Source organism: Curtobacterium sp. ER1/6, from assembly GCF_001742745.1.
Classification (GTDB): Bacteria; Actinomycetota; Actinomycetes; order Actinomycetales; family Microbacteriaceae; genus Curtobacterium; species Curtobacterium citri.
The window spans coordinates 72115-86226 of the sequence record NZ_MJAK01000011.1 but is presented as its reverse complement, the minus strand read 5'-3'; the positions used below and the strand labels follow the sequence as shown (position 1 = coordinate 86226).

Sequence of the window (14112 nt, the reverse complement as noted above, 5' to 3'; positions counted from 1 at the left end):
GCCGACCGTCGGGGCGGACGATGACGACCACCGCCGACCTGGCCGCCCGGCTCCGGGCGATGCCCGACGACGAGCTCGAGCGGCTCGTCGTCGCCCGACGGCTGCCCGCGGCCGTCCTCGCCGACTCCGGGCCCCAGCACGCGTCCGACTTCTTCGACCTGGCCGAGGCGCTCCGCACCGACGACGCGGTGGACGCCGCGCTCGAGCACCTGCCCCGCGCCACGCTCCTCGCGCTCCGCGACGGCGCCGCGGACCCCGACGCACTGGCACCCGCGGTCGCACTCGGCCTGGCGGACGACGCGGGCGCCGTCGACGACGCGGTCGCCGCCCGCCTGGCCGCCTCCCCCGAGGTCACGGCGCTGCGGACGGGAGGCACGGAGCAGCCCCGCCCCGCGGCCGCCGCTCCGGAGACGGCCGACACCGACACCGACCCGGCCCGCGCCCGTGCCACCGGCGCGGAGCGCGCCTTCGCGACGATGACGGTGCTCGCCGAGCTGCTGCGCGCGGTCGACGCGGGCGAGGTCCGCGAACTGGTCAAGGGCGGCATCGGCACACCGCTCGCCCGGACGCTCGGCGAGCGCGTCGGCGCCGAGCCCGAGGTGGTGCCGGACCGCCTGGCCCTGCTCGGTCGGACGGGTCTCGCGGACGCCGGCGAGGGCCGGTGGAGCGTCACGGACGACGGTCGCTCCTGGCTCCGTGCCGCCTGGCCGGAGCGCTGGGTCGACCTCGCGACGCGGTGGTGGCGGTCGCTCGACCCTGCCGTGCACGACGTGCTCGCAGCCGCGGACGACGACCTCCGCGACCTGGTGTCCGTCGGTCGCTGGGCGTTCCCGGCCGGGGCGCGCTGGCTCGACGCGGTCCTGCTCGACGTCGGCGGCACGGCCGAGGTCCTCGGCACCGCGGTCGACGGCCGGGTGACCCCGACCGGCCGTGCGGTGCTCGGCGGCGACGTCGCGGCGGCCGCGGCGGACCTGCCGCCGACCGTCGAGGGCGTGTACCTGCAGCACGACCTGACCGTCATCGCTCCCGGCCCGCTCTCCCCCGCGGACGACGAGGCACTCCGGAGCGTCGCCGACCTCGAGGCGCCCGGCCTCGCCGCGCGGTACCGCGTCTCGGAGGACTCCGTCCGCCGGGCCCTCCGCGCGGGTGCGACCCGTGACGACCTGCTCACGCTGCTCGAGCGCCTGTCCGCGACCGACGTGCCCCAACCGCTGCGGTACCTCGTCGACCAGGTCGCGGCGCGCGACGGGGGCATCGTCGTCGACGTGGACCCGACCGGTACCGGGACACGGGTGGTCGGGACGCCTGACCAGCTCGACCTGGTCGGGGTCGACGCCGAGCTGCGGCAGCTGGGCTGGGACCGCCTCGACCTGACGACCCTCGCGACCGCCCACCCGCCGCACGTGGTGCACGCGGCGCTCGAGGATCAGCGCTACCCGGCCGTGCTGACGGCCGCGGCCCGGCCCGTGACGCAGGACGCGCCTCCCGTCCGTCGCCGTGCCGCCGGGCGGACGCCGGAGCAGGCCGCCCGCGCGCTCGTGGAGCGGCTGCGGCTGACGACCGAGCGCGGCGAGGCGGAGCCGGAGCAGGAGTGGCTCGGTCGGCAGATCGACCTGGCGGTGCGCGGGAAGACTCCGATCCGGCTCACGGTGCGGATGCCGGACGGCTCCGAGCGGCCGTTCTCCATCGTGCCGACGTCCGTCGCGGCCGGCCGCGTGCGGGGCCGGGACACCGCGGTGGACGTCGAGCGGACGCTGCCGCTGTCCCTCGTCGTGGCGGTCGACAGCGAGGCGTGAGGCCCCGGGCCGTCCTGCACACCCGTGCCGGACGGGCCGGTTCTCCACCACAGCGCGCTGACGGCGACTGCTCGCAGGCGCGCCGCCTAGGCTGATCCGTCATGAACGGACCGCTGATCGTGCAGAGTGACCGCACCGTGCTCCTCGAGGTCGCCCACCCCGACGCCGAGGACGCCCGGCACGAACTCGCGGCCTTCGCCGAGCTCGAACGCGCGCCCGAGCACGTGCACACGTACCGCATCACGCGGCTCGGTCTGTGGAACGCCCGCGCGGCCGGACACGACGCCGACTCGATGACCGGCACGCTCGAGCGGTTCGCCAAGTTCCCGGTCCCGCAGAGCGTCACGGTCGACATCCGCGACACGGTCTCGCGGTACGGACGGCTCGTCATCCGGCGCGAGGAGCGCGAGGACGCCCCGGCGATCGCGAACTCCCCGACCGAGGAGCTCGAGCGCCAGCCGGTCCTGCTGCTCACGGCGGAGGACCCGGCGGTGCTCGCCGAGGTGACCCGGTCGAAGCGCATCAAGCCCCTGCTCGGTGACCAGCGGTCCCCGAACGAGGTCGCGCTGCAGCCGTGGGCCCGCGGTCAGGTCAAGCAGGAGCTGGTGAAGCTCGGCTGGCCGGCGGAGGACCTGGCGGGCTACACGCCGGGGCAACCGCACCCGATCGACCTCGACACCGAGTCGTGGCACATGCGGCCCTACCAGGAGCAGGCCGTCGACACCTTCTTCGCGCAGGGGTCCGGCGTCGTCGTGCTGCCCTGTGGTGCGGGCAAGACGCTGGTCGGCGCCGGGGCGATGGCGACCGTGAAGGCGACGACGCTCATCCTCGTCACGAACACCGTCTCCGCGCGGCAGTGGCGCGACGAGCTGCTCCGCCGCACCACGCTCACGCCCGAGGACATCGGCGAGTACTCCGGCACCTCGAAGGAGATCCGACCGGTCACCATCGCGACCTACCAGATCCTCACCGCCCGCCGGAAGGGCGAGTACACGCACCTTTCGCTGCTCGACGCGCTCGACTGGGGGCTCATCGTCTACGACGAGGTCCACCTCCTGCCGGCACCGGTGTTCAAGCTGACCGCCGACCTGCAGGCACGTCGCCGACTCGGGCTCACGGCGACGCTCGTGCGCGAGGACGGTCGCGAGAGCGACGTCTTCTCGCTCATCGGGCCGAAGCGCTACGACGCCCCGTGGAAGGAGATCGAGGCCCAGGGCTACATCTCCCCCGCCGCCTGCTACGAGGTCCGCATCGACCTGCCGCACCAGGACCGCCTGGAGTACGCGGCGTCCGGCGACGACGAGCGCTACCGCCTCGCCGCGACCTCACCGGCGAAGACCCCGGTCGTGCGCGAGCTGATCGGCAAGCACCACGGCGAGCAGATCCTGGTGATCGGGCAGTACATCGACCAGCTCGACGAGCTCGCCGCGTCGCTCGACGCCGCCGAGATCACGGGGTCGACCCCCGTCGACGAACGCGAGCGGCTGTTCCAGGCGTTCCGCGAAGGATCGATCGACGTCCTGGTGGTCTCGAAGGTCGCGAACTTCTCGGTCGACCTGCCCGACGCCACGGTCGCGATCCAGGTGTCCGGCTCGTTCGGCTCACGGCAGGAGGAGGCCCAGCGGCTCGGCCGACTGCTCCGGCCGAACAAGGACGGTCTGCCGGCGTCGTTCTACACCCTCGTGGCGCGGGACACGGTGGACCAGGACTTCGCGCAGAACCGGCAGCGGTTCCTCGCCGAGCAGGGGTACGCCTACACGATCCTCGACGCCGACCAGGTCCTGGCTGCCGCCTAGCCATCACACGTCCCGCTCCCAGGAAACCTCTAGGGAACGGTCAGAGGATGGGTCCATGACCGATGGCCCCAAGATCCTGATCGTCGACGACGAACCGAACATCCGCGACCTCCTCACGACCTCGTTGCGCTTCGCCGGGTTCGCCGTCCGCGCGGTCGGCAACGGTGCCCAGGCGATCTCCGCCGTGCTCGAGGAGGAGCCCGACCTGATCATCCTCGACGTCATGCTCCCCGACATGAACGGCTTCGGCGTCACCAAGCGCCTCCGGTCGTCGGGCTACACCTCGCCGATCCTGTTCCTCACCGCGAAGGACGACACCGAGGACAAGATCACCGGGCTCACGGTCGGCGGTGACGACTACGTCACGAAGCCGTTCTCCCTCGACGAGATCGTCGCGCGCATCAAGGCCATCCTGCGTCGCACGATGAACGACGAAGAGGACGCCATCATCCGCGCGGGCGAGCTGACGATGGACCAGGACACGCACGAGGTCACCATCGGTGACGCGCAGATCGAGCTGTCCCCGACAGAGTTCAAGCTCCTCCGCTACCTCATGCTCAACCCGAACCGGGTGCTGTCGAAGGCGCAGATCCTCGACCACGTGTGGGAGTACGACTTCAACGGCGACGCGGGCATCGTCGAGTCCTACATCTCGTACCTCCGGCGCAAGCTCGACCAGTACTCGACCGAGCCGATCATCCAGACGAAGCGCGGGTTCGGCTACATGCTGAAGGCGACCAAGGCGTCCTGACGTCGGGCACACGGCGACCGTCCGGTTTCACCGGGCGGTCGCCGCTTATCGTTGGGGCAGCATGCACACGCGAATGAGCCGCTGGTGGGACGGGATCTCCCTGCGCACGAAGATCACCGGGATCACGGTGCTCCTCGTCGCGCTCGGACTCCTCGTCGCGGGGCTCGGCACCATGACGGTGCTGTCGACGTACCTCATGCAGCAGCTCGACAACACGGTCAAGCAGACGACCGAGCAGCTCGAGGGCCAGAACATCAGCGACGGCCAGCAGTACTGCACCCTGTCGATCGTGCTGTCGCAGAGTGCCTACGTCGCCGCGTACGACGCCCGCGGCGACCAGATCTGCCAGACGCGCGCGGCCAGCCGGCCCGACATCCGCAGCCTCGACTTCCCCGCCGCCGCGCAGTCGTCACAGCGGTTCTCGCTGTACGACAGCCAGCACAACCACGAGTGGCGTGCCCAGGTCATCCCCGCGTCGCTGCAGAACCAGTCGAGCGGGACCTCGGAGACGGGCTTCGTGCTCGTCGCCGTGTCGAGTGCGGACACCGACCAGACCATCGCCCGGTTCACGGTGATCTTCCTGGGCTTCGGCATCTCGGTCATCCTGCTCGGCGCGATGCTCACGCGGTTGCTCGTGACGGCGACCTTCGACCCGCTGCGCGACGTCGAGGACACGGCGGCACGCTTCGCCGCGGGCGACTTCAACCAGCGCCTCGAGGCGGACACTCCGAACACCGAGGTCGGTCGCCTCAACCGCTCCCTCAACGCGATGCTCGAGCGCATCGACTCGGCGTTCGAGGACCGCGAGCGCACCATCGCGCAGATGCGCCGCTTCGTCGGGGACGCCTCGCACGAGCTCCGGACGCCGCTCGTGTCCCTCCGCGGGTACGCCGAGCTGTACCGCATGGGTGCCCTGCGCAAGGACGAGGACGTCGCGCAGGCGATGGACCGCATCGAGAAGGAGGCCCAGCGCATGGGCCTGCTCGTGCAGGACCTGCTGCAGCTCGCCCGCATCGACGAGTCCAAGCCGCTCGAGCTCGGGCCGGTCGACCTCGTCGCGATCGCGCGCGACTCGGCGCTCGACACCATGGCCTCCAACCCGGACCGTGAGATCCAGGTGCTCGTCGAGGACTCGGTGACCGGCGTGAGCGTGCCGCAGGCCGTGCGGCCGGTCAGCACCGAGGGCTCCGACACCGGCGAGGCCCCGGTGTCGCCGCCCTCCGCCAACACCACCGGTCCGATCGCGTTCTCGCGGCAGACCATCGCCCGCCTGCGTGCCCGTCGGACCCGAGCCATGGGCCTCGACGGACTCGAGCCGTCCGACGAGACCTCGCCGCTGCCGACGGTCGTGCTGCCGGCCCGTCCGCCGATCGTCCTCGCCGAGGAGAACAAGATCCGGCAGATCGTGACGAACCTCATGGGCAACGCGATGCGGTTCACCGAGCACGACGACCCGATCGAGATCGGCATCGGGGTCGACGACGAGCGCGGCATGGCCCACCTCGACGTCATCGACCACGGCGAGGGCATCCCGCCGCAGCTGCGCGAGAAGATCTTCCAGCGCTTCTGGCGGGCCGACACCTCCCGCGCCCGCGACACCGGCGGCTCCGGCCTGGGCCTGGCGATCGTCTCCGGCATCGTGCACGCACACCGCGGCTCCGTCGAGGTCTTCGACACCCAGGGCGGCGGCGCCACCTTCCGCGTCTGGCTCCCCCTGCTCCCCCGCGACTACACCCCCACCCCCGCGCCCCCGGCGCCCAGCGCCTGACGCCGCCGGCAGGCCCGGCCGGTTCCCGCCCGTCCCGCCCCGCCCACCCGCTGCACCGCCGAGCGTGCAACATCGGCCACCGTCGCGCCGCCTGGGCGACAGGTCGTGCACTGCCGACGACTCACGCGCGGCGTGTCCTACCCGCTCGCTCAGCGAAGGCCCGGCGCAACCGCTCGAACAAGACCGCCGGTCGGGCGAGATCGACCGCGGTCGCGTGGATCACCAACCACCCGTTGACCGTGAACCCGTTGCTGCGCCGTTGGTCATTCCGGAACGTCTCCCGCTCGCGGTGGTGATCGCCGTCGTACTCCAGGGCGATCCGGTGTTCCTGCCAAGCCATGTCGACCCGGCCGAGGAAGGCCCCGTCATCACCTCGGACGTCGATGTTGAGCGCCGGCTCCGGGAAGCCGGCGTCGACGACGGCGAGTCGCAGGTGGGTCTCCATCGCCGACTCGGCACCGACACGGATCCGGTCGAGGGCCGCGCGGGCGGTCCGTGCTCCGCGGGACCCCGGTCGGACGGCAGCGGCCAGGTCGTCGAGCGTCGCCAGCTCGTTCCGCCCGACCATGTGGTCGCCGAGCGCGACGAGGTCCGCCACCGAGAGCATGCTCGCGCACTCGAACCAGGTGTCCGCGGGACTGCTCACCGGCCCACTGGGACTCTCCCGGACGTCCGGAGCCGGTGACCGGTGTCCGACCACGCCGACTCGACGCATCGCGACCTCGGTGCTGGACGAGACGTGCACGGTCTCGTCGTCGCGGTACGTGCGCGGCAGGGGCGCTCCCCAGATGCGCGCCGCGGTGACGTGGCTGAAGCGCTGACCGGGCCGGAGCACCGCGGCGACCGCCTCGATCGGACCGACCGGCACGCCCACCGGGGCACGCACCCCGTGGATCGGAGCGACGAGGTCACGGCGCCGGAGCCGCTCAGGACCGATCCCGGCGCGGAGTGCGTCTCCCACCGAGAAGGCGATCTGGCCGAAGGGAACGGGCAACGGGGACTGCTTCGACATGTCGACGATCGTCTGCCGCCCGTTGCCGGGGCCGGCCACGGACGGGCGGAGGTGTGAAGGACGACGCCGGTCGGGCCTCCTGTGCGGGACCAGGCTCCGACGCGACCGGAGCCCGACGCGACCGGGCAGGACATGCCGTGCGTCTTGCGCCGGGCGGGCAGAAGTCGTCGTCCGGTCAAGCCGAACGTGACGGAAAAGGCCCGCTCGCCCACCCCGCCCCGCCCCGGCACGCAGAAGGGCCCCGCACGCGCAGCGTGCGGGGCCCTTCCGTCAGGACCGCTTAGAAGTCCATACCACCCGTGGGGTCGCCGGCCGGCATGGCCGGGGTCTTCTCCGGCTTGTCGGCGACGACGGCCTCGGTGGTCAGGAACAGACCGGCGATCGACGCAGCGTTCTGCAGCGCCGAGCGCGTGACCTTGGCCGGGTCGATGATGCCCGCGGCGACGAGGTCGACGTACTCACCGGTCGCGGCGTTGAGGCCGTGACCCGACTCGAGCTCGCGGACCTTGGCGGCGACGACACCCGGCTCGAGACCGGCGTTCAGCGCGATCTGCTTGAGCGGCGCGTCGATGGCGACGCGGACGATGTTCGCACCGGTCGCCTCGTCACCCTGCAGGTCGAGCGAGTCGAGCGCGACGGACGCCTGGATGAGGGCGACGCCACCACCGGCGACGATGCCCTCCTCGACGGCGGCCTTCGCGTTGCGGACGGCGTCCTCGATGCGGTGCTTGCGCTCCTTGAGCTCGACCTCGGTCGCGGCACCCGCCTTGATGACGGCCACGCCACCGGCGAGCTTCGCCAGGCGCTCCTGGAGCTTCTCGCGGTCGTAGTCGGAGTCGGTCGCCTCGATCTCGGAGCGGATCTGACGGACGCGGCCCGCGATCTGCTCGTCGTCGCCGGCACCCTCGATGATCGTGGTCTCGTCCTTGGTGATGATCACCTTGCGGGCCTTGCCCAGCAGGTCGAGGGTCGCGTTCTCGAGCTTGAGGCCGACCTCCTCGGAGATGACCTGGCCACCGGTCAGGATCGCGATGTCCTGCAGCATGGCCTTGCGGCGGTCACCGAAGCCCGGGGCCTTGACGGCGACGGACTTGAAGATGCCACGGATCTTGTTCACGACGAGGGTCGCGAGGGCTTCGCCGTCGACGTCCTCGGCGATGATGAGGAGCTGCTTGCCCGCCTGGATCACCTTGTCGACGACCGGGAGCAGGTCCTTGATGTTGGAGATCTTCGAGTTGACGATGAGGATGTACGGGTCCTCGAAGACCGCCTCCTGGCGCTCCGGGTCCGTGACGAAGTACTGCGACAGGTAGCCCTTGTCGAAGCGCATGCCCTCGGTCAGCTCGAGCTCGGTGCCGAAGGTGTTCGACTCCTCGACGGTGACGACGCCCTCCTTGCCGACCTTGTCGATCGCCTCGGCGATGAGCTCGCCGATGGTGGGGTCGGCGGCCGAGATCGACGCGGTGGCGGCGATCTGGTCCTTGGTCTCGATGTCCTTCGCGTTGGCGAGGAGCTGGTCGGAGACGGCGGCGACGGCCTTCTCGATGCCGCGCTTGAGCGACACGGGGTCCGCACCGGCGGCGACGTTGCGGAGGCCCTCGCGGACGAGCGCCTGGGCGAGCACGGTCGCGGTGGTCGTCCCGTCACCGGCGACGTCGTCGGTCTTCTTGGCGACCTCCTTGACGAGCTCCGCGCCGATCTTCTCGTACGGGTCGTCGAGCTCGATCTCCTTGGCGATGGAGACACCGTCGTTCGTGATCGTGGGGGCGCCCCACTTCTTCTCGAGGACGACGTTGCGGCCGCGCGGGCCGAGCGTCACCTTCACGGCGTCGGCCAGGGTGTTCAGGCCGCGCTCGAGGCCACGACGGGCCTCCTCGTCGAAAGCAATGATCTTAGCCATGTGAGTTTCTCGTCCCTCCCGGACGTCGTGCATGGGGGTCCTGCTGGCACTCAGCGTGAGCGAGTGCCAACGCCGATTCTGGCACTCGCCGGTTGCGAGTGCAACACAGCCGGGAGGCACGGGTCGACTTCCCAGGACACACCCCGCCCGGCGTGGACCACCGCGGCCACGCGGACGGCGCGGCCCGCCGGACACGACGAACGCGCCGCCCCCGAGGGGACGGCGCGCTCGCAGTGGTTCCGGGACGTCAGGCGGGTCGGACGGACTCGGCCTGCGGCCCCTTCGAGCCGGTGCCGACGTCGAACGTGACCGCCTGCCCCTCCTCGAGGACCTTGTAGCCCGACATGTCGATCGCCGAGTAGTGCACGAACACGTCCTGGCCCCCTCCATCGACGGTGATGAAGCCGAAGCCCTTCTCGGCGTTGAACCACTTCACGGTTCCGTTGGCCATGATCTCTTGCTCCCTGGTGCTGCTGGTGCGAACGACGCAGTCGCCGTCTGGCGACGACTCTGCTGGAACGCACGCGGGAGGGCAAGAGGTGTGACGTTGTTTCACGACGATGCCGTCAGAAATCAACGTGTCGGAAACACGCCCGACACACGGGCGGTCGCCGATCGGGCTCAGCCGCGGTAGTCCGCCCCGAGCACGACGCTGACGTCGGCGTTCGGGAAGGCGGCGGACTGCTGCACGGCCGTGATGCCGAGCGCGTTCGCGATGCCCTGCGCCACCGCCTGCTGGTCGGCCTGCCGGTAGTACACGACCGACCCGGTGGCCCCGGTCGTACCGGCGTCGCCGGTCGAGGTCACGCGCCACCCGGCACTGGTCAGCGCCGTGCTGCCCCGGGCGGCGAGCCCGGTCGTGGTCGTGCCGTTCAGCACGACGACGCTCGTCGAGCCCTGGTCGGCGGGCGTCGCGGCGCTCGGCGCCTGCGAGGCGGAGGACGAGGACGAGGACGAGGACGACGCCGACGGCTCCCCGGACGGCGCGGCCGACGCGGAGGCCGAGGCGCTGGGCGTCGACGACGGCGAGGCCACGCCCGGGAACGACGTGCTGCCGTTCAGGAGCGCGAGCACGAGGACCCCGACGAGCACCAGGACGCCGGTGGCGAGCGCGGCCCAGGCGAACGCGATCCACCCGCGACCACGACGACGGGCACCACGGTGCGCGCCGACCCGGGGCCCGTCGGTCGCGTCGTCGAACCGGTCTCGCGGGAATCTCTGGGTCATCGTTCCTCTTCACGGGGATCGGGCGCGGGGGCGACGAAGGCGCGTGCCGCTCGTGCGCGGGTGCGTGCGTGCCGCAGGCGCTGCAGGCGTCCGACCAGCTGCGGGTCGAGGACGAGTGCGGCGGGCAGGTCGATCACGCGGTTGAGCACCTGGTAGTAGCGCGCTGGCGACATGTCGAACTCGACCCGGATGTCGGCTTCCTTCGTGCGGTCGTGCTGCGCCCGGTCGTGCTCGAACGCGAGCACGCGCTGGTCGAGCTCGCTGAGCTCGTCGGTGGGGAGGGCGGTCACGGCACTTCCGGTCACGGTCGGGTCACGGGTCTCGCACATCGTAGGGGTGGTCCGGGGCCGGACCCTGGCACGCGGCTGGACTGTCGCGAAGCCCGGTTCAGGCGAGCGGCCGGCGGAACCAGCGGACGCGGAGGCCGAACGGGTCGCAGACGGCGAGGGCGACGCCGTCGAGCGAGACCGTCGCGAACGCGTCGGGGTCCGACGGGTCGACGTCGTCGGGCAGCGTCGCGGCCACACCGCCGAGGATGCCGGTGCGTTCGAGGGCGATCCAGTGCACCCGCCGCTCCCGCAGCCGGTCCACGACGCGCTGCCGGTCGGCGCCGGGCACGTAGACCAGCGTGCCCGTCGTCAGGACGACGGGCCGCACGCCGTCCGGCAGGGCGTCCAGTGCGCGGTCGAGGTCGCCGGGCAGCGTCCCGCGGATCCGGACGGGAGGCACGGCGAGCGTCGCGCGCGCCGCCTCGCGCATCAGGGCGGTGCGGTCCGTCGCCTCGGGCGGGACCGCCTCGACCAGCCGCTCGAACGCGTCCGGGTCGCCCGCGTCGATCGGTGCCGGGTCGAGGGCGACCCGGGCCCCGATCCGGATCGGCACCGTCGCGGGTGCCGGGACCGTGCCCCGGACCTCGACGGTGAGGTGCAGGGCGGGCTCCTCGAGCGCGGTCGCGAACCGGACGGTGGCGTCCCCGGTCCGGTGGTCGAGCGTCACCCGGTCCGGGATCGAGCACAGCCCGGCGGCCGCACCGGCGTCGACGAGGCCGAGCGGCCGCGGGTCGCCGGTCTGCGCTGCGGCCGCGGCGAGCGCCGCGAAGAGCGGGACGACGGGTCCGAGCCGCCGCGGGTCGTTCGCCTGCACCGTGGCGGTCGCGAGGGCTCTCGTGAAGAGGAGCGGAGCCTCCCGTCCGAGCGCGTACAGCGCCCCGGGGTCCGACGGGTCGGCGCCGAGCCGCCGGGCGACCGCGAACACGAGTTCGGGCTGCCGCTGCTGCTCGGGCACGGTGTCGAGCAGCGCGACCAGGCCGTCGTCGACGGACCGGGCCCACGCGGCGTACGACGGCGAGACCGCGGCGATGCGGTCCGCGTACGCGGCGTAGCGCTGCCGGGTGCTCGTCACGGGCGGTGCATGCCGACGTGACGGATGCCGGCCTCGTCGTACGGCTCCCCGAAGCGGACGAAGCCGTGCCGCTCGTACAGCCCCGCGACGTACTCCTGCGCGTGCAGGACGAACGGTTCGTGCCCGTGCCGGTCGAGCACCGCGGCGACCAACCGACCCGCGATCCCCTGCCCGCGGTGGTCCGGGTGCGTGGCGACCCGTCCGATCACCCACGCCGGCGGCTGGAGACCCGAGGGGTGCGCCTCGTCCCGGGCGGGCCGGACGAGCCGGAGGTACCCGACCGGATCGTCGTCCGCTCCGAACCACCAGTGCTCCGTCTCGGGCTCGCGGTCACGGCCGTCGAGGTCCTCGGCGGCGACGCGCTGTTCGAGCGCGAAGACGCGGTTCCGCAACCGCACGATGCCGTACAGTTCGTCCGTCGTCAGGCGGGTCCAGCGGGCGTGGCGCACGGAATGCTCGGACATCGTGGCGAGTTTACTGAAGGGGTCGGGCACCACCATCGAGCCTCGACCGGAAGCAGGAGGAAGCAATGGCGTACAACGTCGACAAGTCCGACGCCCAGTGGCGCGAGGAGCTCTCCCCGGACCAGTACGCCGTGCTCCGGCAGGCCGGGACCGAGCGTCCGTGGACCGGTGAGCTGCTCGACGAGGAGCGCGCCGGCATCTACACGTGTGCGGCGTGCGGCAAGGAGCTCTTCAAGAGCGGCACGAAGTTCGACTCCGGCTGCGGCTGGCCCTCGTTCTACGAGTCGGTCGACCCCGAGGCCGTGCAGCTCATCGAGGACAAGTCCCTCGGCATGGTCCGCACCGAGGTCCGCTGCGCGAACTGCGGCTCGCACCTGGGCCACGTGTTCCCCGACGGCTTCGGTACGCCGACCGGCGACCGGTACTGCATGAACTCGCTGTCGCTGAACTTCTCGGCGGACTCCTCGGCCGAGTGACCACCCGACGCGCCCGTTGCGTCCGCCGCTAGGATGGGCGCGTCAGCCGGCATGGCGCAATTGGTAGCGCACCGTACTTGTAATACGGGGGTTGCGGGTTCGAGTCCCGCTGCCGGCCCCGGTACGAGGACGAAGGGCCCGGACGGAAGCCGTCCGGGCCCTTCGGCGCGTGGAACGCGGATCAGGGGGCGTTCCGGGCGCTCGACGCGGTAACCAGCCGGTCGTCCTCCGATGGTCGCACCGTTGGGCGTCCCGCGACCACCGATCCTCCCGGTTCCGCGGGTTCCCGCACGAATCTGCAGGAAGTGGCTGCCCCGTCTGCGTCCGGGCTGGGCGGTCGCCGTGCGGTTGCCCGACGACCGCCCGGGACGGACGCTCAGCGCCCGCCCGTGATGCGCCGCTCGCGCTGGCCGACGCCGGCCGTGCCGTACGGGTAGTCGTCGATGCGCGGTGCGCTGGCGTCCGTCAGGCTGCGGAGCTCCTCGTCCGTGAGCACGAGGTCGGCTGCACCGAGGTTGTCCTCGAGCTGCGACACGGTGCGGGCACCGAGGATGACGCTCGTGACCGCCGGGCGGGCGAGCAGCCAGGCGAGGGCGACCTGCGACCTCGACGCACCGTGCGCGTCGGCGACGGCGGACACCGCGTCGAGCACCTGCCACGTGCGCTCGTCGGCGTTCCGGGCCTCCCACGCCTCCATGCCGCGCTTCGGGTCCTCGCCCAGGCGGGTCGCGCCGGTGGGGGCCTCGTCGCGCTGGTACTTGCCGGAGAGCCAACCGCCGGCCAGCGGCGACCAGGGCAGCAGGCCGATGCCGGCGTCGAGGCAGGCCGGGACGACCTCGTGCTCGATGTCGCGAACGAGCAGGTTGTACTGCGGCTGCAGCGTCACCGGCGGTGCCCAGCCGTGCGCCTTCGCCTCGTAGACGGCCTTCGTCACCTGGTAGCCGAGGTAGTTCGAGAACCCGTAGGTGCCGATCTTGCCGGCGGACACGGCGTCGTCGAGGAAGCGCAGGGTCTCCTCGATCGGCGTCAGGGCGTCCCACGCGTGCATCTGGTACAGGTCGATGTGCTCGACGCCGAGCCGCTCGAGCGAGGCGTCGAGGGCGACCCGGAGGTGTCGGCGGGACAGCCCGAGGTCGTTCGGGCCGTCGCCCTGCGGGAAGCGGCCCTTCGTGGCGAGGACGACCTGCTGCGCCTCGGTCGGGTGCGCGGCGAGCCAGCGGCCGATGATCCGCTCGGACTCGTTGCCCGAGTAGACGTCGGCCGTGTCGACGAGGGTGCCGCCGGCGGCGACGAACGTGTCGATGATCTGGTGGGAGGTGGGTTCGTCGGCTTCGCTGCCGAACGTCATGGTGCCGAGGGTCAGCGTCGACACCGATGTCCCGCTGTTGCCGAGGAGTCTGTAGTCCATGGGCGGGACGCTACGCCCGGTCGGCTGGCCCCGAGGGGACCCGCCAGTACCCGTCAGGGGAGGCGCACCGCCCGGTCAGCGTCCCTGGGACAGGAAGGCGATGGCCGCTTCGC

At 72.0% G+C, this 14112-nt stretch carries 13 protein-coding genes and 1 tRNA gene; 6 read left to right on the top strand and 8 right to left on the bottom strand.

Annotated elements, in window-relative coordinates:
• Window positions 1–20 precede the first annotated feature (20 nt).
• The 4 genes from Cus16_RS14280 to Cus16_RS14265 all read left to right on the top strand — a co-directional run bounded on the left by Cus16_RS14280 (window position 21) and on the right by Cus16_RS14265 (window position 6111).
• The gene (locus Cus16_RS14280; RefSeq protein ID WP_069713322.1) at window positions 21–1796 is read left to right on the top strand and encodes a helicase-associated domain-containing protein; all 1776 of its coding nucleotides are present in this window, start codon (window positions 21–23) and stop codon (window positions 1794–1796) included.
• A 101-nt stretch (window positions 1797–1897) separates the two neighbouring features.
• Window positions 1898–3592, top strand: a complete 1695-nt coding sequence (locus Cus16_RS14275) for a DNA repair helicase XPB (protein WP_069713321.1) — start codon at window positions 1898–1900, stop codon at window positions 3590–3592.
• Between the two features lie 55 nt (window positions 3593–3647).
• Window positions 3648–4343, top strand: coding sequence for a response regulator transcription factor (locus Cus16_RS14270; RefSeq protein WP_069713320.1), 696 nt, complete (start codon window positions 3648–3650; stop codon window positions 4341–4343).
• Window positions 4344–4404: 61 nt separating this feature from the next.
• The gene (locus tag Cus16_RS14265; RefSeq protein ID WP_069713319.1) at window positions 4405–6111 is read left to right on the top strand and encodes a sensor histidine kinase; all 1707 of its coding nucleotides are present in this window, start codon (window positions 4405–4407) and stop codon (window positions 6109–6111) included.
• Window positions 6112–6232: 121 nt separating this feature from the next.
• Here the strand turns inward: Cus16_RS14265 and Cus16_RS14260 are convergent, their stop codons facing one another.
• The 7 genes from Cus16_RS14260 to Cus16_RS14230 form a co-directional block, all read right to left on the bottom strand.
• Window positions 6233–7123 carry a hypothetical protein gene (locus Cus16_RS14260; protein WP_069713350.1) on the bottom strand — a complete coding sequence of 297 codons (891 nt, stop codon included), beginning with the start codon at window positions 7121–7123 and terminating at the stop codon, window positions 6233–6235.
• Window positions 7124–7403: 280 nt separating this feature from the next.
• Window positions 7404–9023 carry a chaperonin GroEL gene (gene groL, locus Cus16_RS14255; protein ID WP_069713318.1) on the bottom strand — a complete coding sequence of 540 codons (1620 nt, stop codon included), beginning with the start codon at window positions 9021–9023 and terminating at the stop codon, window positions 7404–7406.
• Between the two features lie 247 nt (window positions 9024–9270).
• On the bottom strand, window positions 9271–9474 hold the full coding sequence (locus Cus16_RS14250) for a cold-shock protein (protein ID WP_022903461.1): 204 nt from the start codon (window positions 9472–9474) through the stop codon (window positions 9271–9273).
• Between the two features lie 170 nt (window positions 9475–9644).
• A complete protein-coding gene (locus Cus16_RS14245) occupies window positions 9645–10250 on the bottom strand; it encodes a LytR C-terminal domain-containing protein (RefSeq protein ID WP_069713317.1) in 606 nt (201 codons plus the stop codon).
• Window positions 10247–10540 carry a DUF3263 domain-containing protein gene (locus tag Cus16_RS14240; protein WP_223246633.1) on the bottom strand — a complete coding sequence of 98 codons (294 nt, stop codon included), beginning with the start codon at window positions 10538–10540 and terminating at the stop codon, window positions 10247–10249. Before Cus16_RS14240 ends, Cus16_RS14245 begins: the two co-directional genes overlap by 4 nt.
• A gap of 97 nt (window positions 10541–10637) precedes the next feature.
• Window positions 10638–11651: a DUF2332 family protein gene (locus Cus16_RS14235; protein ID WP_069713315.1), complete on the bottom strand. Its 1014-nt coding sequence runs from the start codon at window positions 11649–11651 to the stop codon at window positions 10638–10640.
• Entirely contained in the window at window positions 11648–12115 is a 468-nt protein-coding gene (locus tag Cus16_RS14230) for a GNAT family N-acetyltransferase (RefSeq protein WP_069713314.1), read from the bottom strand. Before Cus16_RS14230 ends, Cus16_RS14235 begins: the two co-directional genes overlap by 4 nt.
• Before the next feature lie 65 nt (window positions 12116–12180).
• On the opposite strand from Cus16_RS14230, the gene msrB reads away from it, so the two are divergent.
• Together msrB and Cus16_RS14220 are read left to right on the top strand one after the other, a co-directional pair.
• Entirely contained in the window at window positions 12181–12591 is a 411-nt protein-coding gene (gene msrB, locus Cus16_RS14225; protein WP_069713313.1) for a peptide-methionine (R)-S-oxide reductase MsrB, read from the top strand.
• Between the two features lie 45 nt (window positions 12592–12636).
• A tRNA-Thr gene (locus Cus16_RS14220) sits at window positions 12637–12709 on the top strand.
• Window positions 12710–12967: 258 nt separating this feature from the next.
• Here the strand turns inward: Cus16_RS14220 and Cus16_RS14215 are convergent.
• The gene (locus Cus16_RS14215; protein WP_069713312.1) at window positions 12968–13999 is read right to left on the bottom strand and encodes an aldo/keto reductase; all 1032 of its coding nucleotides are present in this window, start codon (window positions 13997–13999) and stop codon (window positions 12968–12970) included.
• Between the last annotated feature and the right edge of the window lie 113 nt (window positions 14000–14112).